The organism is Sphingobacterium alkalisoli (assembly GCF_005049105.1).
Lineage (GTDB): Bacteria > Bacteroidota > Bacteroidia > Sphingobacteriales > Sphingobacteriaceae > Sphingobacterium > Sphingobacterium alkalisoli.
Window position 1 is genome coordinate 43,758 of sequence record NZ_SUKA01000011.1, and the last position, 20,067, is coordinate 63,824.

Here is a 20,067-nt window from a genome sequence, read left to right on the forward strand (position 1 = left end):
GCATAATGCTTCTATTTGTTTTTTAACGCGAATCTTCCTTAACTTCGCATATGATTAGTAACAGAGAGCTGTTTTTAAAAAATACCGCGCAAACTTCTGACAGCCCAAGACTCATTGAAATAGAACGGGCGGAAGGCTCTTTCCTCTACGGACCCCATGGCGAAAAATATTTAGATCTAGTTTCGGGATTTAATGTAAGTAATATTGGACATCGCCATCCTAAGGTACTCCAAGCTATAAAAGAACAACTTGACAAATACCTACACGTAACGGTATACGGCGAATTTGTACAAGCACCACAAGTACAATTTGCAACAATGCTACTGAAACAACTTCCTGTACATTTTGAATCGGTGTACTTTACCAATTCAGGAACAGAGGCTGTTGAAGGGGCTATGAAAGTCGCAAAAAAATATACTGGCCGAAGACAAATTATAGCCGCTAAAAAAGCTTATCACGGAAGCACCCAAGGTGCTCTCAGTCTTATCGGCAATCCGGCATATCAACAGGCTTACGCCCCCCTATTACCTGATATTGAATTTATCGAATACAACAGCATCGCTGATCTTGCTCTTATAACCCGCAATACGGCTGCAGTTATTATTGAAGCCATACAGGGCGAGGCTGGCGTGCGAGTACCTACTGTAAGTTACATGCAGGCGCTACGTAATAAATGTGATGAAACAGGCACCCTTTTACTATTCGACGAGATACAAACCGGCTTTGGCCGCACCGGAAAATTATTTGCTTTTGATCACTTTGGCATTGTTCCGGATATCTTAATGTTAGCCAAGGGAATCGGAGGGGGTATGCCATTGGGTGCCTTTGTGGCATCCAAAAAGATCATGGATGTAATAAAAGATAACCCCATGTTAGGTCATATTACCACGTTTGGTGGACACCCTGTATCCTGTGCTGCAGCCTTGGCTTCACTCCAAGTGATCATCGACGAGCGACTTGTAGAACAGGTAGAATTTAAAGAGAATTTATTTAGAAAGGAACTGAATCACCCAAAGATCAAGGAAATCAGAGGCATGGGATTGATGATGTGTTTACAATTGGAAACTTTTGATCAAGTATACGCTGTAAGTAAATACTGTGCCGAAAAAGGAATCATGATAGACTGGTATCTACATTGTGAAACTGCTCTACGGGTAGCTCCTCCATTAACCATTTCTGAACAAGAAATAAAAGTGGCCTGCGAAATAATAAAAGAAGGCATTGATAAATTCTGTTAATATACTTATTTTTAAAAAAGACATAAACCTATAAAAATGGATAATAGAAGAAAATTTCTACAAAAAAGCTTGCTTACCCTAGGAGGAGCGCTGGCTGGAACTTCATTGTTAAGTGCAAAAGAAACGAGCAATATCGGCGGCAGTAAGAAAATAACCATCAATCATAACGACGTTATTTTATTCCAAGGTGATTCGATAACCGACAACGGTCGTAAAAGGGATAACTTAGAACCGAATAATACGGATGCTTTCGGAAAAGGCTATGCAATGATTGCAGCAAGCAACTTGTTAAACAAATATGCCGACAAAAACATACAAGTTTACAATAGAGGCATCAGCGGAAATAAGGTCCCTCAGCTTGCCGAACGATGGGATACCGATTGTATCGCACTTAAACCAACTATTCTAAGCATTATGATTGGCATCAATGATTATTGGCATAAAAGGAATGGGAACTATGAAGGATCTGCAAACGCATACAAAGATCAATATCGAAAACTTCTTGATCAAACCTTGACAGCATTACCTCAAGTAAAATTAATTATTGGTGAACCTTTCGGTGTGAAGAACGTGAAACATGTTGATGACAGTTGGTTTCCAGAATTGACACAATATCAACAGGTAGCTAATGAAATAGCAAAAGAATACCATGCTGTATTCCTCCCCTACCAGTCGATTTTTGATAAAGCTGAAAAAAGGGCAAACGGAAAATACTGGACTACAGACGGTGTACATACTACCCTAGCGGGGGCTAATCTGATGGCTCAACACTGGATAGAAACTGTAAAATAGCTAAAAAGTATTAGATATAGGATTTAAATTCATCGCGCTATAATCATCAACATCAGAAAAAACAAAAATTAATTATGGAAAATTACCTCTTCCTTATTATACTAACGTTAGTAATTCTGGCAATAATCGATCTCATGGTCGGAGTTAGTAATGATGCCGTAAACTTTCTTAACTCGGCCATCGGATCTAAAGCCATTCCTTTCAAAACCATCATGATCGTAACGAGTATAGGGATCATATGTGGGGCTGTTTTTTCAGGTGGCATGATGGAAATTGCCCGAAGCGGAATTTATATACCCAGTCAGTTTAGCTTTAATGACGTCATGATCATCTTTCTTGCGGTCATGATTACTGATGTTATTTTATTGGACGTTTTTAATTATTTTGGACTACCCACGTCTACCACCGTGTCTATCGTTTTCGAACTATTGGGAGCCGCAGTATGCTTGGCCATGTACAAAATCATTAGTGAAGATGCGGCTTGGAATACCATATCTAATTATATCAATACCGAGAAAGCCACCGCTATTGTGGGCAGTATCTTGCTATCTGTATTCCTGTCGTTCACTGTGGGTATGATCGTGCAGTATTTTTCAAGGCTTATCTTCACCTTCCAATTCGAAAGGAAAATAAAAACTGTCGGTGTGCTGTTTGGTGGTATAACATTAGCAGCGATTAGTTATTTCATTCTAATCAAGGGCCTCAAAGGAGCTACTTTTATTTCTGGGAATACCCAAAGTTGGATTAAGAGCCATGAAATCCACTTACTCCTAGGAAGCTTTCTCGTATTTACATTAATAAGCTTTATCCTAACCCGACTTAATATTAATATCTTAAAGCTTATTATCGGTGTGGGCACGTTTGCTCTCGCGCTATCCTTCGCCAGTAATGACTTAGTAAATTTTATAGGGGTTCCGGTAGCGGCATTACAATCTATCGATATTTTCCGAACGACAGGTGCTGACCCAAACACCTATATGATGACGGCCTTGGCTTCGAAAGATATTGTTGCACCTATGTGGATTTTAGCGGTAGCGGGACTAATAATGGTTATAACTTTGTGGACTTCTAAAAAAGCTAAAACGGTGATCGAGACGGAGATGAGCTTGAGTAACCAGGATTCGGGAGTCGACAAGTTCAAGTCGAATGCCTTGGCTCGACAGATTGTGCGGTCTTTTATTAGCTTTGGTAATATCATAAGCTATTTGATGCCTAGAACATTGCAAGCTCGGTTGGATAAACAATTTGAAAATCCATTACTGGAAAAAGGGGCAAATAAGAAATCGGGTGAAGAACCTATGTTTGACATGGTAAGGGCATCGGTAAATTTAATGGTCGCCAGTAGCTTAATCGCACTCGGAACCTCAATGAAATTACCTTTGTCGACCACCTATGTCACATTTATGGTGGCTATGGGTACTGCTTTTGCAGATAGAGCTTGGGGTAGAGAAAGTGCTGTTTATCGGGTATCGGGCGTCTTTCACGTAGTTGGGGGATGGTTTATCACCGCTGGTTGTGCCTTTGCGGGGGCCTTTATATTGGCTTACCTGCTGAAAATTGGTGGAATCGTCACCTTTGTACTTGCAATCATCGTACTAACCGTGTTCCTGTATAGAAATTCAAAAAGCCACGATCGGAAAGTGAAAGAGCAATCGGCGAGAAAACTTCAGCTGGAAAAAGAGGATATACAAACGCTACAGCAAGTGACAGAGGCCAGTGCAAATCAGATCAGCGAGATCATCACCAAAACGAACATGCTCTACAAAGATGTAATCGAAGGGTTGATTAACCAAGATTTATTGGTATTGAATGCGGACAAGAAGCTAATTAAGAAGTTACAAAAGGACCTTAATTCCACCAATTCGTCGCTGTACGACTTTATTCGAAATCTCGACGATTCCTCTGTAAAAGGTAGTCGGTATTATATTCAGTCTTTAGGATACCTTCAGGATATCGTCGAAAATGTGGGCGTCATTTCATCCAACATCTACGATCACGTAGACAACAATCACAAACCGCTTAAAATTAATCAGGCGAAAGATCTAAAGTATATTGTTGAAAAATTGGGGCAATGGTATTCCAAGATAAATGATGTGTACAAACGACAGGATTTTTCTAAAATTGATGATATTATTGAAGAAAGGCTGGAACTACAGGATATAAATAACCAATTTTTGGATCGGCAAATCGAGCGTATTCGAACGTCCGAAAATAGTCCGAAAAATTCAAAGTTATATTTTTCTATTCTACTCGAAACAAATGAGCTGATTAGTTCAACATTCAAACTTATTCGATTGCACCAAGAGTTTGAACGTTTCAGAAGTTCAACTTCATAAAAAAGGGGCTGTCTAAAAAAGCACAACATCGTCGTCATTGCGAACCGGAGGAACGATGGTGAAGCAATCTGACGATGTTAAAAACGCAGATTGCTTCGTCATTCTTCCTCGCAATGACGCGTTTTCTTGTAGGTGACGACCTTTTTAGACACCTTCTTTTTTAAAGTTTTTTTAATGCGCTAAAATTTGGGGAAGTTCTTCAATCTCTACTTCTCCACTCTCTGTGAGGGTGACGAATTTTACCGGAACAATCTCATTTACTAGAAGTGGATCATAGGGTGTGCGTACCTTGACGTAATTTTTAGAAAAACCATGCATATAACCATCTTTTACATCGGATTCAAATAACACCTCTCCTACTTCTTCTAATTGAGATTCGTAAAAGGCTCGTCGTTTTTTTTCGGACAAAATATGTAACATTTTACTCCTATCACTTCGTTGTGCTCCTGGAACAGCGCCTTCCATTTGAGCTGCGATTGTATTTTCGCGTTCTGAATAGGTAAAAACATGTAAATAAGAAATATCCATCTCATTGATAAAGTTATAGGTATCTATAAAATCTTCGCGAGTTTCCCCAGGAAAGCCTACTATGACATCTACACCAATACAACAGTTGGGCATCAAAGATCTTATTTTAGCAACTCGTTCTGCATATAACTCCCGTTTATAACGACGACGCATCTGCGCCAGCACCTTATTATTCCCGGCCTGTAACGGCATATGAAAATGTGGCACAAATCGTTTGGACTGCGCTACGAATTCAATAATCTCATTGGCTAAAAGATTTGGCTCAATAGAAGAGATACGGATACGATCGATACCTTCGACATGATCCAGTGCTTTTACCAAGTCTAAAAATTTATCCTGACGTTTACCGTCGCGAACGCCGAAATCACCGATATTAACTCCTGTTAACACGATTTCTTTAACACCGGAAGCCGCAATCTCCTCTGCCTGACGGACGATGTCGGCTATATGGCCCGAACGACTGGCACCGCGGGCCAAGGGAATCGTGCAAAATGTACACGAATAATCACATCCGTCTTGCACTTTTAAGAACGTACGTGTACGATCTCCGATAGAGAATGCAGATACAAACTGATTGGTTTCATCAATAGGTGCATTATGAATAATAGTTTTTTCCTGCTTCGTTAAATCATTGATATGCTCAATGATATTAAATTTCTCGGCGGCTCCTAATACCATATCCACACCTGGAATTTCAGCAATTTCCTTCGGTTTCAATTGGGCATAGCACCCAACAATGGTTATATATGCATTTGGAGAATGTTTTAAGGCTTCCCTTACTACCTTTCTGCACTTCTTATCGGCGTGATCGGTAACCGAACATGTATTAATAACATATACATCCGCTTGACTATTAAACGCCGTGGTCTCGTAACCCGCATCTTTAAAGATACGGCCGATAGATGATGTTTCTGAAAAATTCAGCTTACATCCCAAGGTGTAGAAAGCAACTTTTTTGTTCATTTATATGTACTTATAATAGCAACCTGCTGATGCAGGAATTATCCATGTACTGGGTATCTTAAAACATGAATAGTTGATGCTATTTGCAAAAATACATAAAAAGATAGAAAATGTAACTTGTTGAAAAATTGTGATATTCTAATGATGCAAAAACCCTTATCTTCGTAACATTCAAGATCAAAAAAAATCAAACATGAAACAGTATTTAGATTTGCTAAAGCATGTATATACGACGGGCGTAGAGAAAACTGATCGTACAGGAACGGGTACTAAAAGTGTTTTTGGCTATCAAATGCGTTTTAATTTAAAGGAGGGATTCCCACTGGTTACGACCAAGAAGCTCCATCTCCGCTCGATCATACATGAATTGATTTGGTTTTTAAAAGGGGAAACGAATATTAGCTACCTGAAAGAAAATGGCGTAAGTATTTGGGATGAATGGGCAGATGAAAACGGAAATTTGGGACCAGTATATGGTTCGCAATGGCGTTCTTGGCCTACTCCAGACGGACGACACATTGATCAGATCGCCCAGGTGATCAATCAGCTAAAAACGAACCCTGACTCACGTCGTATAATCGTATCAGCCTGGAATGTTGCCGAAATTGAAAACATGGCATTGCCGCCATGTCATGCCTTTTTTCAGTTTTATGTAGCGCCGGCGCAACCCGAAAATGGAATTTTGAAACCACAGCTATCCTGTCAACTGTATCAACGTAGTGCCGATATTTTTTTAGGGGTCCCCTTCAATATCGCATCCTATGCTTTATTGACGATGATGGTAGCGCAGGTTTGTGATATGGAAGCTGCTGATTTTGTACACACACTCGGAGATGCGCATATTTATAGCAATCACTTTGAACAAACAGAATTGCAACTATCAAGGGACCCAAAGTCACTTCCCAGACTGAATATAAATCCGAATGTCAAAGATATTTTTGATTTTAAATTCGGAGATTTTGAACTGGCGAATTATGAATATCATCCACACATCAAGGCTCCTGTAGCTATATAACACGGAACAAAGATTAAAGGGCAAAGAAAATCCGAAGAAATGAGTAATCTCAAATTAACACTAATAGTCGCTGCTGCTGAGAATAATGCTATAGGAAAAGACAATAAAATGCCTTGGCATCTACCTAATGATTTCAAGTACTTCAAGAAAACTACACTTAACCATTCTATTGTCATGGGGCGTAAGACTTTTGAATCTATTGGAAGAGCCTTGCCCGAGCGTAGGAATATTGTGATTACGCGTGACCTTAACTATAAAGCAGAAGATATTGACGTCGCAAATGGGGTCGATGACGTACTTTCCTATTGCAGGGATGAACGTGAAATCTTTATTATTGGTGGTGCTGAAATCTACAAACAAACGCTTCCTTTTGCGGAGAAAGTTCTCTTGACGCGGGTACATACCACAGTTGAAGGCGATGCCTTCTTTCCGGAATTAGCCCCGAACGCATGGAAGCTTACGAGTTCAGAAACTTATCTCAAGGATGAAAGGCATGCTTTCGATTACTCTTTCGAGACTTACGAGAGAATAAAATAAGATGTATAGTCATTAACTTAAAGCTGCTTCTATCAACTCACTATAAAACATCGTCTCACTCATACCAAAGGCCCTCACCTGCTGGGGAATAAAACTCTGTGGGGTCTGGCCAGGAATGGTATTAATTTCTATAAAATAGAATTTATCGGTTCCATGTTCTAAAAAGAAATCTACACGGACCATTCCTTTACAATTTAAACGGATATAGATTTCTTTAATAAGCTGTTTCGCTCTCTCTTGCTGTTCTTCGTTTAAATCCGCTGGTGTAATTTCTTCTGTAAGTCCGGCTGTATATTTCGCTTCAAAATCAAAGAATTCACGTGTTGTTTTCACCTCAGTTGCGGGTAGGACAATTAGTTCGCCGCTCGAATTGCGGAATATCCCTTGTGAAAACTCACGACCGTTTACAAATTCTTCGACGAGTACTTGCTTGCCCGTATTTTCGGCATCAAAAGCCCTATCCAATGCTTCCCTTAAATCCGTCGCTTCTTTTACTTTTGTCATCCCAATACTACTACCACCAGCATTAGGTTTTACAAAATAAGGCAGCGTGAGTTTTTCTTCGACCAATTTCACACCGTCTTTTCTATGACTTTCAAAAAGTAACACCGATTTAGCTAAATGAAGCTCAGAAATGTCAGAAAGTATCGCTTTGGTATACCCTTTATTCATCGTTAACGAAGAGGTCAACGCGCTGCAGGAGGTATACGGCAATCCAATCATATCAAAATAGCCCTGCAAACGTCCATCTTCGCCCGGCGAACCGTGCAGAATAATAAAGGCAACATCAAACCGAACCAAAGTACCGTTCAAATTGAGCGAAAAGTCTTCTTTATCGATAGGATGCTTTACCTTTTCCTGATCTTGATAAAACCAGCCTTCGACCGTGATGTCAATCAGATAGACTTGATATTTATTTTTATCCAGTTGACTATAGACAAATTCGGAGCTTTTGTAAGATACTTCTGCCTCGCCTGTATATCCTCCAGTAATTAATGCTACTTTTGTTTTCATTCGTTCATTAATAATTCTTGTTTAAAGGTATTTAGGAAATCGCAAAACGCAACAAAAAAGCTATTTACGAATAAGCATTGTCTTTAAATACCTCTACTGACAGTGTTATCATTCCTTTATGTTCACAAATATAATTTGCGATACACGGAAAAACGAATATTTTTGCTAATATTAATACAATGTAACAACACCCTCACTCGTTATTAATGAGTAGGGTATAAAACTTGAAAAAATTTCATGTCTAAATTATTACTTTATTTACGAACAGACACCTTCAGAAAAAATCTGATAGGAGCTATCATAGCCATATTTGTATTATTCCTTTTTATATACTTTGGATTAAAAATATACACCAAACATGGAGATGCCCAGGAAGTACCTGTGCTCAAAGGCCTTAATATAGAAGAGGCCAAACGCACACTAGATCGAGTAGGCCTCGAATATGTGGTGGATTCGGTCTATCAGATGGATGCCAAACCGGGCTTAGTAATAGAACAGGACCCTGAAGCCAGTGCGTTGGTAAAAAACGGGCGCACTATTTATTTGACCATTATTACTCGAACCGCACCGGAAATAGCGTTTCCGGACGTCATTGATAAAACATTTATCGAAGCTTCTGCCATCATTAAAAATCATTCGTTGAAAATTGGGGACACGGTATACGTGTCTGATATTGCGCGAGATGTGGTGCTGGACGCTAAATTTGCTGGACAGCCCATTAAGAGCGGAAGAATGGTCTCCAAAGGATCGAAAATCACGTTGGTACTTGGAAACGGTCGCGGTGCTAATGAGGTAGAAGTGCCTATGGTATTAAATCTTACATTGGCAGAAGCAAAATTTGCCATTCAGGGGGTAGGTCTAAATATTGGTAATATTACTGGCAATATCAGTGACACATCGACCGCAAGAATAATAGCGCAATTCCCGGATACCTCGTCACGCATCATCAGTATCGGTACACCTATCGATTTAACTTTGTCAAACGATTAATTTTTTATGGAAAAAAAAAGATCTTTCCCGAAATTTCTAGGCATTGCCTTAATTATCCTAGTGATAATCGGCGCTTTTGTTGGCTGGAAGGCTTACCAAACTTTCATTGGACCGTCTGTTACGGATAAAGAAGAGTTTTTCTATGTACATACCAATGACACATATGATCTGGTATTCGCGAGATTGAAATCGCAAGGCATTGTAAGACATCCGGATTTATTTGACTTCGCTGCAAAAAAAATGAATTACCCTAGCGGTATAAAAGCTGGCCGATATAAATTGACCCCTGGAATGAACAACCGCAGACTGATTGGAAATCTCCGCGGAGGATATCAAGAAGCAGTGAAATTCCGATTTGCAAACGTACGTCTTAAAGAAAATTTTGCCGGATTGTTGGGTAAAAGCTTTGAGGCAGATTCGACAATGTTCAATGATATTTTGAATAACGAAGCAGTAGCAGAGCAATACGGATTTACGAAAGACAATTTTTTTTCGATGTTTATCCCTAACACATACGATATCTATTGGAACACTTCTCCTGATAAAATAGTCGCCCGCTTTAATGACGAGTATAAAAAATTCTGGACGGATGAACGCCAACAAAAAGCACAAGCCATTAATCTTACTCCGGTCGAAGTAGCCACGCTTGCATCTATTGTGAAGGGCGAGGCTCTTCATATAGACGAAATGCCCAAAATTGCTGGATTGTATTTGAATAGACTTCGCAAAGGGATGTTGTTGCAGGCCGACCCAACTGTTATTTTTGCGAATAATGATTTTACTATCCGTCGGGTATTAAATAGGCATTTGACGATAGACAACCCTTATAACACCTATCGGTATAAGGGTCTGCCTCCTGGACCGATCATGATGCCAAGTATTGCTTCAATCGATGCTGTTTTGAATCCTGCAGATCACGATTACATTTATATGTGTGCCAAAGCAGATTTTTCTGGATACCATGCCTTTGCCGTAACAGTTTCCGAACATCTGGTGAATGCGCGTCAATTCCAAAAAGCGTTGGACGCAAGAAATATTAAAAAGTAATTCTCGTTATCCTCGGCATTGAAGTTGTCGTCGGTTTTAAACGACTTATGATTTTTAACTTTTTTCTCTTGACTTTTAACCGAACGCTATGTACGTTTTTGAACACCAATTAAGGGTAAGATATGCTGAAACAGATCAGATGGGATATGTTTACTATGGTAACTATGCAGCATATTATGAAGTAGCGCGTACTGAAATGCTGCGCAATACGGGTATATCTTATAAAGAGTTGGAAGAAATGGGGGTTATGTTGCCTGTCATAGAATTGCACTCCAAATTTATACGAGCAGCAACCTATGATGATCTCATTACCATAAAAACAACGATATTGGAAAAGCCAGCCATCCGAATTAAATTTGAATATGAAATATTTGACGAAACCGCAAAACTACTTAATACAGGTATGACACAATTAGTTTTTGTAGATATGCAAAAAAATAAGCCTTGTCGTGCTCCACAGATTTTCCAAGAGAAGATGAGACCTTACTTTGGATAGATGAAGAAGGTACACAACAGTTTATTGAATTTCAAACCCTACGACAACGTCATAGAATGGTCCAAAACGGCTATTCTTCCTGGTTTTGGCAAACTTCCACTTTACACTGTTGCTACATTTTTCTTCCAAGAGATCGCGCGTGAGTCTATCCTTAATAAGGCATCGTCCTTAGCTTATAACTTCATGTTGGCTATTTTCCCAGGTATTATTTTCTTATTTACCTTGATTCCGTATATTCCTGTCGATAATTTTCAAGAAGGTCTAATGGATTTTCTAGCCATTGTAATTCCCTTTGACGCCTTCACCATCATTCAATCTACATTAGAAGATATTATAAAGAAACAAAATGGCGGATTGTTGTCCTTCGGCTTTGTTCTAGCTACATTTTTTTCAACCAATGGTATGACAACCTTGATGATGGCGTTTAATAAGTCGTCTTTGGCAAATGAAAATAGAAGCTGGGGTAAAAGACGTTTAATCGCGCTAGGTCTGTCCTTTTCTATTATTGTTGCTTTGACATTAGGAATTGCTTTCTTTACAGGAGCTGGTATCGTAATTTCCTATTTACAGGATCATATCTCTTATGATCTATCTTGGTTTTGGACATTTGTTATTAAAGCCTCTCGTTGGATAATATTATTCGCTATTTACTTTCTCACCGTGAGTATGCTCTATAAATTTGGTCCATCGGCCGTCAAGAGATGGAAACTTTTTAGCCCGGGTGCAACCCTTGCGACCATACTTGCGATTTTAACATTCTCCGGTTTTGCGTACTACATTAATAATTTCAACGCCTATAACAAACTTTATGGTTCTATCGGGACTATCATTGTTATCATGATCTGGATGTATCTGAATTCATTGATTCTACTGATCGGTTTTGAGTTAAATGCTAGTATTACATTATCTAAACAGAGCATCAAAATTGTGAAACCAAAAATCTACAATTCGTTCAAACAATCCGAATAAGTTTTTGTAAGCCAACTATCTTCTGAAAAAAAATTAACATAAAATCTTGTAAATAAAAGTTTTTCGTATCTTTGCAGTCCTTACATAGTAAGGAAAAGGAGAAAATTAATTAATGGCAAAAAAACAAGAAGCAGAAAAAGAGTTAGCGGCGAAAAACGCAGAGCTACATGGTGCTGACACTACAGTAGTGAAAGACACTGAAAAGATTGAGTCTGAAGCTGATTCAAACTTAATTGACCAAATCAAATCTAACACTTGGAGCACACCAGAGGGTGACTTCGATTGGGAAATTGATGAAAAAGCTTTCGGTAATTACAGCGAAGCGGAGCGTACTCAATTAGAAGAACAGTATGCTGGTACATTCAACCAAATCAACCAAGGTGAAATTATTGAGGGTATAGTGGTATCTGTCAATAACAAGGATGTGGTTTTGAACGTTGGTTTCAAATCAGACGGTCTTGTAGCATTATCTGAGTTCCGTGACTTACCTGACTTAAAAGTTGGTGACACTGTTGACGTATTTGTAGAATCTCAAGAAGATGCTAATGGTCAATTGGTATTATCACGCAAACGTGCTAAAACACAAAAATCATGGGAAGCAATCAATGATGCATTGGAAAATGATACTATCATTGACGGTTTCGTGAAGTCTCGTACTAAAGGTGGTTTGATCGTTGACATTAAAGGTGTAGAAGCTTTCTTACCTGGATCCCAAATTGACATCAAACCTATCCGTGACTACGATATATACGTAGGTAAAACTATGGAATTCAAAGTGGTAAAAATTAACCATGAGTTTAAAAACGTAGTTGTATCTCACAAAGTACTAATTGAAGACGATCTAGAAAATCAAAAATCAGAAATCGTTGCGAAATTAGAAAAAGGCCAAGTATTAGAGGGTACTGTTAAAAATATTACAGATTTCGGTGTTTTCATCGATTTAGGTGGTGTTGACGGTTTACTTCACATAACAGATATCTCTTGGGGACGTATTGAGCATCCAAAAGAGGTTCTAGCTTTAGATCAAACGATCAACGTGGTTGTTTTGGATTTTGATGACGAGAAAAAACGTATCGCTTTAGGTTTAAAACAATTATCAGAACATCCTTGGGAATCTTTAGATACCGAATTAGTAATTGGTTCTAAAGTAAAAGGTAAAATCGTAACTGTTGCAGACTATGGTGCTTTCTTAGAAATCATACCAGGTGTCGAAGGTTTAATTCACGTATCTGAAATGTCTTGGTCACAGAACTTACGTTCTCCTCAGGAGTTCTTAAAAGTAAGTGATGAAATCGAAGCTCAGATTCTAACATTAGATCGCGATGACCGCAAAATGAGCTTAGGTATAAAACAATTGACTCCAGATCCTTGGAAGAATATCATGGAGCGCTATCCTATAGGTTCTAAACAAAAGGCTGTTGTTAAAAATATGACTAACTTCGGTGTATTTGTTGAATTGGAAGATGGTATCGATGGATTAATCCATATCTCAGATTTATCTTGGTCTAAAAAAATCAATCATCCTAACGAATTCACTAAAGTAGGTGAAGAATTGGAAGTTGTTGTTTTAGAACTTGATGAAGACAACCGTAAATTATCTTTAGGTCATAAACAACTAGAAGAGAATCCTTGGGATACTTTCGAAACAATTTTCACAATTGATTCTATCCACGAAGGTACTGTAATCAAAGTTGGTGATAAAGGTGACATCGTAACTTTACAATATGGTGTTGAAGGTTTCTGCCCTTCTAAGCACTCTATAAAAGAGGACGGCGCTGCATTAAAAGTAGATGATGTTACTGATTTCAAAATCATTGAATTCAATAAAGAAAACAAACGTCTTGTAATTTCTCACTCTCGTATCTGGGAAGATGCGAAAGAAGAAAGTCGTAAAGAAGAGTCTAATGCACGCAAAAAAGATGCAAAAGCAGCTTCTACGGCAGTGAAGAAAGTAAAAGAGTCTGTTGAGAAATCTACTCTAGGTGACCTTGATGTATTAGCTCAGTTAAAAGAGCAAATGGAAGGTGACGAAAAAAAATCTAAATAATTTTAGGTTTCACTAAATAGTAAAGCCCCAATCATACGATTGGGGCTTTTTTATGACCTTATTTTTTCTGAAAGTGTCCATTTCTTAAAGGCCCTCAAGAACTTTCATGCCTGTTGGTGATTCAATGGATCATGAAAGTTTTGTTATTGATGATCGTTTATTTTGAGAGGTTCCAATGAGCTCGTTTTAACTGGGTTCAATGGCTATCAAGAACCTCAATGGCTATTTGATGTCGGCTAATGGTGTTGTTACGGAATTCCAGTATTAAAATTTTTGGATAACTCTGAAAATTAAATCAGCTCCTAAACGAGCTGTTCGATTATCAATATCATGGGTGGGATTTAGTTCAGCTAGATCCATACTTACCAAATTGGGGAGGGCTATTATCGTGGCGTAAATTTTATGGAAAACATGATCTGGAACTATGCCATTAAAAGCTAACGCACTCACTCCCGGCGCATATGGTGCAGCGAAAGCATCGATATCTATCGTTAAATAAATCACATCTACCTTTTTTCCAAATTGCTTTACTGCTCTTGTTATTTGCTCTACATTCGCTTCATAAATTTCCTGAGCTTCTATGATCTGTACGCCTTTTTTCTCCGCATAATCGAAAAGTGCTTTTGTATTACTAATCTGTTGTACACCTATTGCAAGGTAATGAAATTCTATATTCTCCTCTGCAAGGTCGTGGGCTATTTGATAAAAACCTGTTCCCGAGCTTCCTTGCCCTTCCAACGGTTGACGGATATCGAGATGTGCATCAATATTGATAATGCCCACGGATTGGTTTGTACTCTTTTTGATACCGCAAAAATGTCCATACATGACTTCATGCCCACCACCTAAGACAATTGGGAAACCTCCACTATCTATAATAGTCGATACAGCCTTACTCAAGGCCGCTTGTGCGTTTTCCAAATCGCCATGCTCGCAGATGATATCGCCAGCATCTATTAGACGGAGATTTTCAGGAGAAAAATGAACTGGAAGGCCTGCTAGGATTTTACGTAAAGAGCTTGATCCTTCTACCGCTCCGACACGACCCATGTTTCGGCGTACGCCTTCGTCACAGCAGAAACCTATAAAAACCACCGCCCTAGAGAAATCAAGTTTATTTCGAAGATCAATATTTTCTATAACTTGATGCCAGCGTAAAAAATCTGGATGCTCGCCGTCTTCACGGCCGATCCAGAAACTCACATTCGGTATTCTATAGAGTGGGCTTTCAAAGGTATTCATTACACTTCGTTAAAAAGGTTGTCAATTAGCATATCGTCAACTTCAATTGCTCGCGTTACATTTAATTGTGGACTGCGGGCTAATTCCGTTTCAAGAGCTCGTTGAGCTTCCGGATTTCTCGCCCAAGCTCGTCTAGCAATGCCATTATTTACATCAAAGAACAACATCTGTTGCAATTTGACATCTGATTCTTTAGTACCATCCAAAACCATTCCAAAACCTCCATTAACCACCTCACCCCAACCTACTCCACCTCCATTGTGTATGGATACCCAGGTAGCTCCTCTGAAACTGTCACCAAGTACATTATGTATTGCCATATCGGCCGTAAAACGACTACCATCGTATATATTACTGGTTTCTCGAAAAGGCGAGTCGGTTCCGCTCACGTCATGGTGATCACGTCCCAATACGATGGGGTCAGATAATATACCTTCTCGAACCGCCTTATTAAATTCCTGAGCGATACGTATTCTCCCCAATGCGTCGGCATACAATATGCGCGCTTGCGAACCAACTACTAAATGATTTTGATGGGCTTCTTTTATCCACTTTATATTATCTTCCAACTGTTGAAAAACATTATCTGAAGCCCCTTCTTGGAGATCTAATAGGACATCCAATGCAATTTGATCTGTTTTACGTAAATCTTCAGGATCGCCCGAAGTGCACACCCACCTAAATGGTCCAAACCCATAGTCAAAACACAATGGGCCGAGGATATCTTGTACGTATGAGGGGTATTTAAAATGAATACCATCGGGGGCAATCACATCCGCACCCACCCTACTACATGCTAATAAAAATGCATTTCCATAATCAAAAAAATACGTTCCGCGGGCAGTATGCTTATTGATCGCATCCGCCTGTCGAATTAAGGAGCGTTTTACATACTCCTTAAATTTTTCTGGTTGGTTTGCCATCTGATGATTTGATTCTTCGAAAGACAAACCGACTGGATAATATCCTCCCGACCAGGGATTGTGCAAGGAAGTCTGATCAGAACCAATAGAAACTGAAATACCTTGCTTATAAAACTCTTCCCATACATCGACAACGTTTCCAATGTAAGCAATCGAGCGTATTTCCTCCTTTATTATAGCTAATCTTACCCGTTCTACTAATGCTTGCATATCTTCTATTAGCTCGTCGACCCAACCTTGTTCATAACGTTTATGGGCTGCTACTGGATTGATCTCTGCACACACGGTAATACAACCGGCGATATTTCCAGCTTTAGGTTGTGCTCCACTCATTCCCCCTAATCCCGACGTCACAAATACCTTTCCCCGGGCACTACCATTCTTACCCAATAATTTCCGGAAAGCATTCATCACTGTTATTGTCGTACCATGAACAATGCCTTGGGGGCCAATATACATGTACGATCCCGCAGTCATCTGACCATATTGCGTGACACCTAATGCATTAAATCGCTCCCAATCGTCTGGCTGCGAATAATTAGGAACCATCATCCCATTGGTCACCACTACTCTTGGTGCATCTATAGATGATGGAAACAAACCCATTGGATGCCCACTATACATATGAAGCGTTTGTTCTTCGGTCATATTTGCCAGGTATTGCATTGTTAACAGGTATTGCGCCCAGTTTTGGAATACAGCACCATTCCCTCCATACGTAATCAACTCATGCGGATGCTGGGCGACTGCTGGATCTAAGTTATTCTGGATCATCAGCATAATGGCCGCTGCTTGTTTACACCGGGCAGGATACGCTTGAATAGGCCGTGCGTACATATCATATGTTGGCCGAAAGCGATACATATAAATGCGACCGTACTGCGTTAACTCACTCAGAAATTCGGCAGCCAATTCAAGATGCCATTCCTTTGGAAAATAGCGCAAAGCATTACAAACTGCCAGCTTTTCTTCTTCTTTTGTCAAAATAGCTTTTCGTTTTGGGGCATGACTAACGTCCATAGCATATTTTGCTGCAGGAGGGAACTCCTGTGGAATCCCATTAATTATCGCTTTTTGAAATAGTGTCATCTGCTATTAATTTCTATTGAATACCTCTTCTCCATTTTTCCACACGGCTGTCGGCTGCAATGCCCCCTGTCGATAGGTTATATGTTGATAATTATCTGCTTCATAGATTACGAAGTCAGCCAATAATCCTGGTACTAGGCGCCCTCTATCGCTTAAATTCAGGGCTTTTGCTGCCCGAAATGTTACCGCGGCAAGCACCTCAGCATTTGTTAACTTTTGCATTGTAGCCAAAAAGCTTGCAGACGCGATCAGCTGTCCCATAGGCGCTGACCCAGGGTTCCAATCTGTTGCAATTGCCAAACTGGCTCCTGCGTCCAACAATTTTCGAGCAGGAGCAAATGCGCAACCAAGACCCAACGAAGCCGCGGGTAATGCTACGGCAACTACATTTGACTTGGCCAAAAGCGCTATTTCACGATCTGTAGACGCTTCTAGATGATCTGCCGAAACAGCATTAAAGTCTACAGCGATTTGTGACCCTGATGGGCTGAACTGATCGGCATGTACCGTGATATCGAAACCCATATTTTGTGCTTCCGTAAAATAGGGTCGTATCTGCTGTGCTGTAAACGCACTTCGTTCAACAAATGCATCGATTCGATTTGTCAAGCCTTCCGCTATCAACAGCGGGAATAACCGTTCAACGATGTCCACCAGGTAATCTTCGGCCTTACCGATATAGTCTTTGGGAAGCATATGGGCTGCTAAACAAGTTGCAATTAAATCAGCCTTGCTTTGCTTATTGGCCAATGCTATCGCGCGCAAAGTTTTTAGCTCTTCCTCGACACTGAGACCATAGCCGCTCTTTACTTCCACCGTTGTCACACCTTGCTTAATTAATTCACTGGATCTCGCCATCGTTGCATCCACTAAATGCTGCAAATGACAGTTTCTGGTATGCATTACTGTATTCCAAATCCCCCCCCCTGATTCCGCAATTTCTAAATAAGAGCTACCTCCATTACGCATCGCAAAATCGTTAGCACGATCACCTCCAAAAGCAATATGCGTATGGCAATCTATATAAGAAGGCAGGGCTAAACAGTCTTTTTTCAACTTATGAACTTGTATATTTTTTGGAATGACTAACGTTAAATCGTCAAATTTTGCAATCTCCTTAATCTTATTACCCCTTATCCAAATTCCAGCATGTTCAACGATCTCCAATTGGCTGTCCAACAGCGCTCCTTTATCTGGTAGATTACGCATGGTCAACAATTGCTTAAAGGGCCCTATTAATATCTCCTTTTGTTTCATTCTTAAAAATGTTCAAAATATTCAACTCCATTGCCAAATACACCCACATTGTGCGAGGTAGCAGCATCCTTAGCTATATCGATAAGCGTTCCAGACTTTATCATCTGTAAAGCCACATCTAAAAGTTCTTGCATGGATTGATCCTCTTCTATATGTGGTATATGCTTACGAATGTGTTGATGAATAGCCTCGATTATCGGAGTAGACTGAAGGGGGTAATGATAGTCTTTTGCCTGCGATGCGCATAGCAATTCAATACTCAATATCTTTTCTACGTTATCGATCACCTGTAACAACTTTCGTCCCGAAATGGATCCCATACTCACATGATCTTCTTGCCCCATCGATGTCGGAATACTATCGGCACTAGCAGGGAAACATAGACCCTTGTTTTCACTTGCTAGTGCTGCCGTAGTATATTGCAAGATCATAAAACCTGAATTAAGTCCCGTTGCCTTCATTAATAAGCGTGGGACACCGTTTGTTTGGCCTTCGAGCGACAAATAGACCCGTCGATCCGAAACATTGCCCAACTCTGAAACCGCCAATGTAGCATAATCTAAAGGTAGTGCTAGAGGCTGTCCATGAAAATTCCCGCCACTTATTGTCAATTGGCTATTAACAATAACGGGATTGTCGGTGACGGAATTGATTTCAGTTTCTACAATCTCCTTGAAATGTAGCCAGGCATTTCTAGAAGCACCATGTATCTGAGGTATACATCGCAGTGAGTAAGGGTCTTGAACCCGTGTACAATTTTTGTGGGACTCTAATATGTCAGATCCTTTCAACAGGTTATAAATCGTAGAAGCGACATACGTGTTTCCTTTATAAGGCCGCAATTGGTGCAGTTCGGGATAGAATGGTTTTATTGAGCCGTTCAGCCCCTCGAGCATGAGTGTAGCAATTAAATCTGCATTATTCATCAATCTATTCATATCTACGACAGCCCTTACGCCATGGGCTGCCATAAACTGTGTTCCATTGATGAGCGCCAGACCTTCCTTAGCACCTAGTGTTATAGGTGCTATGCCAAATGATTCTAGTACGGAGGATACGTCGACCACTTCGCCTTCAAAAAACACTTTTCCTAAACCAATTAATGGCAAAAAGAGATGTGATAACGGAGCCAAATCACCTGATGCCCCCACAGAGCCCTGTTTGGGTACTACGGGAATTACGTCGTGTTCAATGTGCCAAATAATGCGTTCGAGCGTACTCAATTGTACACCAGAAAACCCTTTTGCCAAAGCATGCACCTTCAGGATCAACATCAATTTAGAAAGTTCTTTATCGATAGGCTCTCCAACTCCCACTGCATGGCTCTTTAAAATATTTTCTTGCAGTTTTCGCGTATCATATGTATCGATAAGTGTTGTACATAGCGGTCCGAATCCGGTATTGATTCCATATACAACTTTACCTGCATCAACAATTTCTTGGACATACGCTGTACTTTGATTTATTTCTTGTCTCGTTGCATCTATCAATATACCTTTAACTTTACCATGTCCAATAGCTAATGCCAACGAACTGGTCATTGTATCCTTACCGTATTTAAATGTGTTCATCGTTTGTACTGTT

General features: G+C 39.8%; 16 protein-coding genes. 10 read left to right on the forward strand and 6 right to left on the reverse strand.

Annotated features, from left to right (window positions below):
- Positions 1 to 50 precede the first annotated feature (50 nt).
- The 3 genes from FAZ19_RS22585 to FAZ19_RS22595 all read left to right on the forward strand — a co-directional run bounded on the left by FAZ19_RS22585 (position 51) and on the right by FAZ19_RS22595 (position 4,366).
- Positions 51 to 1,238 carry an aspartate aminotransferase family protein gene (locus FAZ19_RS22585; RefSeq protein ID WP_136823044.1) on the forward strand — a complete coding sequence of 396 codons (1,188 nt, stop codon included), beginning with the start codon at positions 51 to 53 and terminating at the stop codon, positions 1,236 to 1,238.
- 36 nt (positions 1,239 to 1,274) lie between these two features.
- On the forward strand, positions 1,275 to 2,030 hold the full coding sequence (locus FAZ19_RS22590) for an SGNH/GDSL hydrolase family protein (protein WP_136823045.1): 756 nt from the start codon (positions 1,275 to 1,277) through the stop codon (positions 2,028 to 2,030).
- Positions 2,031 to 2,104: 74 nt separating this feature from the next.
- Positions 2,105 to 4,366, forward strand: a complete 2,262-nt coding sequence (locus FAZ19_RS22595; RefSeq protein WP_136823046.1) for an inorganic phosphate transporter — start codon at positions 2,105 to 2,107, stop codon at positions 4,364 to 4,366.
- Between the two features lie 171 nt (positions 4,367 to 4,537).
- Here FAZ19_RS22595 and mtaB read toward each other — a convergent pair whose 3' ends face one another.
- Positions 4,538 to 5,857, reverse strand: coding sequence for a tRNA (N(6)-L-threonylcarbamoyladenosine(37)-C(2))-methylthiotransferase MtaB (mtaB, locus tag FAZ19_RS22600; RefSeq protein ID WP_136823047.1), 1,320 nt, complete (start codon positions 5,855 to 5,857; stop codon positions 4,538 to 4,540).
- 193 nt (positions 5,858 to 6,050) lie between these two features.
- Here mtaB and FAZ19_RS22605 point away from each other — a divergent pair, with 193 nt between their 5' ends.
- Both FAZ19_RS22605 and FAZ19_RS22610 read left to right on the forward strand, forming a co-directional pair.
- Positions 6,051 to 6,872 carry a thymidylate synthase gene (locus FAZ19_RS22605; protein WP_136823048.1) on the forward strand — a complete coding sequence of 274 codons (822 nt, stop codon included), beginning with the start codon at positions 6,051 to 6,053 and terminating at the stop codon, positions 6,870 to 6,872.
- A 39-nt stretch (positions 6,873 to 6,911) separates the two neighbouring features.
- Entirely contained in the window at positions 6,912 to 7,409 is a 498-nt protein-coding gene (locus tag FAZ19_RS22610) for a dihydrofolate reductase (RefSeq protein ID WP_136823049.1), read from the forward strand.
- Between the two features lie 12 nt (positions 7,410 to 7,421).
- Here FAZ19_RS22610 and FAZ19_RS22615 read toward each other — a convergent pair whose 3' ends face one another.
- Positions 7,422 to 8,423 (reverse strand): D-alanine--D-alanine ligase, encoded by a 1,002-nt coding sequence (locus tag FAZ19_RS22615; protein ID WP_136823050.1) that lies wholly within the window; start codon positions 8,421 to 8,423, stop codon positions 7,422 to 7,424.
- A gap of 237 nt (positions 8,424 to 8,660) precedes the next feature.
- On the opposite strand from FAZ19_RS22615, the gene FAZ19_RS22620 reads away from it, so the two are divergent.
- The 5 genes from FAZ19_RS22620 to rpsA all read left to right on the forward strand — a co-directional run bounded on the left by FAZ19_RS22620 (position 8,661) and on the right by rpsA (position 13,972).
- Positions 8,661 to 9,413: a PASTA domain-containing protein gene (locus FAZ19_RS22620; RefSeq protein WP_136823051.1), complete on the forward strand. Its 753-nt coding sequence runs from the start codon at positions 8,661 to 8,663 to the stop codon at positions 9,411 to 9,413.
- A 6-nt stretch (positions 9,414 to 9,419) separates the two neighbouring features.
- Positions 9,420 to 10,460, forward strand: coding sequence for an endolytic transglycosylase MltG (mltG, locus tag FAZ19_RS22625; RefSeq protein WP_136823052.1), 1,041 nt, complete (start codon positions 9,420 to 9,422; stop codon positions 10,458 to 10,460).
- 88 nt (positions 10,461 to 10,548) lie between these two features.
- Positions 10,549 to 10,956: an acyl-CoA thioesterase gene (locus FAZ19_RS22630; protein WP_136823053.1), complete on the forward strand. Its 408-nt coding sequence runs from the start codon at positions 10,549 to 10,551 to the stop codon at positions 10,954 to 10,956.
- Positions 10,957 to 11,925 carry a YihY/virulence factor BrkB family protein gene (locus FAZ19_RS22635; RefSeq protein WP_136823054.1) on the forward strand — a complete coding sequence of 323 codons (969 nt, stop codon included), beginning with the start codon at positions 10,957 to 10,959 and terminating at the stop codon, positions 11,923 to 11,925.
- Between the two features lie 112 nt (positions 11,926 to 12,037).
- Positions 12,038 to 13,972 (forward strand): 30S ribosomal protein S1, encoded by a 1,935-nt coding sequence (rpsA, locus tag FAZ19_RS22640; RefSeq protein ID WP_136823055.1) that lies wholly within the window; start codon positions 12,038 to 12,040, stop codon positions 13,970 to 13,972.
- 264 nt (positions 13,973 to 14,236) lie between these two features.
- Here the strand turns inward: rpsA and hutG are convergent, their stop codons facing one another.
- The 4 genes from hutG to hutH are packed head-to-tail and all read right to left on the reverse strand — an operon-like array spanning position 14,237 to position 20,054.
- Positions 14,237 to 15,214, reverse strand: coding sequence for a formimidoylglutamase (gene hutG, locus FAZ19_RS22645; RefSeq protein ID WP_136823056.1), 978 nt, complete (start codon positions 15,212 to 15,214; stop codon positions 14,237 to 14,239).
- Complete coding sequence (locus tag FAZ19_RS22650; RefSeq protein WP_136823057.1) at positions 15,214 to 17,226, reverse strand: urocanate hydratase; 2,013 nt, start codon at positions 17,224 to 17,226, stop codon at positions 15,214 to 15,216. Before FAZ19_RS22650 ends, hutG begins: the two co-directional genes overlap by 1 nt.
- 6 nt (positions 17,227 to 17,232) lie before the next feature.
- Positions 17,233 to 18,483, reverse strand: a complete 1,251-nt coding sequence (gene hutI / locus FAZ19_RS22655; RefSeq protein WP_136823058.1) for an imidazolonepropionase — start codon at positions 18,481 to 18,483, stop codon at positions 17,233 to 17,235.
- A 2-nt stretch (positions 18,484 to 18,485) separates the two neighbouring features.
- Positions 18,486 to 20,054 (reverse strand): histidine ammonia-lyase, encoded by a 1,569-nt coding sequence (gene hutH / locus FAZ19_RS22660; protein ID WP_136823059.1) that lies wholly within the window; start codon positions 20,052 to 20,054, stop codon positions 18,486 to 18,488.
- Between the last annotated feature and the right edge of the window lie 13 nt (positions 20,055 to 20,067).

Coding starts and splice junctions, on each gene's coding strand:
- rpsA (WP_136823055.1), top strand. CDS start 12,038: ATGGCAAAAAAACAAGAAGCAGAAAAAGAGTTAGCGGCGAAAAACGCA.
- FAZ19_RS22630 (WP_136823053.1), top strand. CDS start 10,549: ATGTACGTTTTTGAACACCAATTAAGGGTAAGATATGCTGAAACAGAT.
- hutI (WP_136823058.1), bottom strand. CDS start 18,483: ATGAAACAAAAGGAGATATTAATAGGGCCCTTTAAGCAATTGTTGACC.
- FAZ19_RS22650 (WP_136823057.1), bottom strand. CDS start 17,226: ATGACACTATTTCAAAAAGCGATAATTAATGGGATTCCACAGGAGTTC.
- mltG (WP_136823052.1), top strand. CDS start 9,420: ATGGAAAAAAAAAGATCTTTCCCGAAATTTCTAGGCATTGCCTTAATT.
- FAZ19_RS22595 (WP_136823046.1), top strand. CDS start 2,105: ATGGAAAATTACCTCTTCCTTATTATACTAACGTTAGTAATTCTGGCA.
- FAZ19_RS22615 (WP_136823050.1), bottom strand. CDS start 8,423: ATGAAAACAAAAGTAGCATTAATTACTGGAGGATATACAGGCGAGGCA.
- hutG (WP_136823056.1), bottom strand. CDS start 15,214: ATGAATACCTTTGAAAGCCCACTCTATAGAATACCGAATGTGAGTTTC.
- FAZ19_RS22620 (WP_136823051.1), top strand. CDS start 8,661: ATGTCTAAATTATTACTTTATTTACGAACAGACACCTTCAGAAAAAAT.
- FAZ19_RS22635 (WP_136823054.1), top strand. CDS start 10,957: ATGAAGAAGGTACACAACAGTTTATTGAATTTCAAACCCTACGACAAC.
- mtaB (WP_136823047.1), bottom strand. CDS start 5,857: ATGAACAAAAAAGTTGCTTTCTACACCTTGGGATGTAAGCTGAATTTT.
- hutH (WP_136823059.1), bottom strand. CDS start 20,054: ATGAACACATTTAAATACGGTAAGGATACAATGACCAGTTCGTTGGCA.
- FAZ19_RS22605 (WP_136823048.1), top strand. CDS start 6,051: ATGAAACAGTATTTAGATTTGCTAAAGCATGTATATACGACGGGCGTA.
- FAZ19_RS22585 (WP_136823044.1), top strand. CDS start 51: ATGATTAGTAACAGAGAGCTGTTTTTAAAAAATACCGCGCAAACTTCT.
- FAZ19_RS22610 (WP_136823049.1), top strand. CDS start 6,912: ATGAGTAATCTCAAATTAACACTAATAGTCGCTGCTGCTGAGAATAAT.
- FAZ19_RS22590 (WP_136823045.1), top strand. CDS start 1,275: ATGGATAATAGAAGAAAATTTCTACAAAAAAGCTTGCTTACCCTAGGA.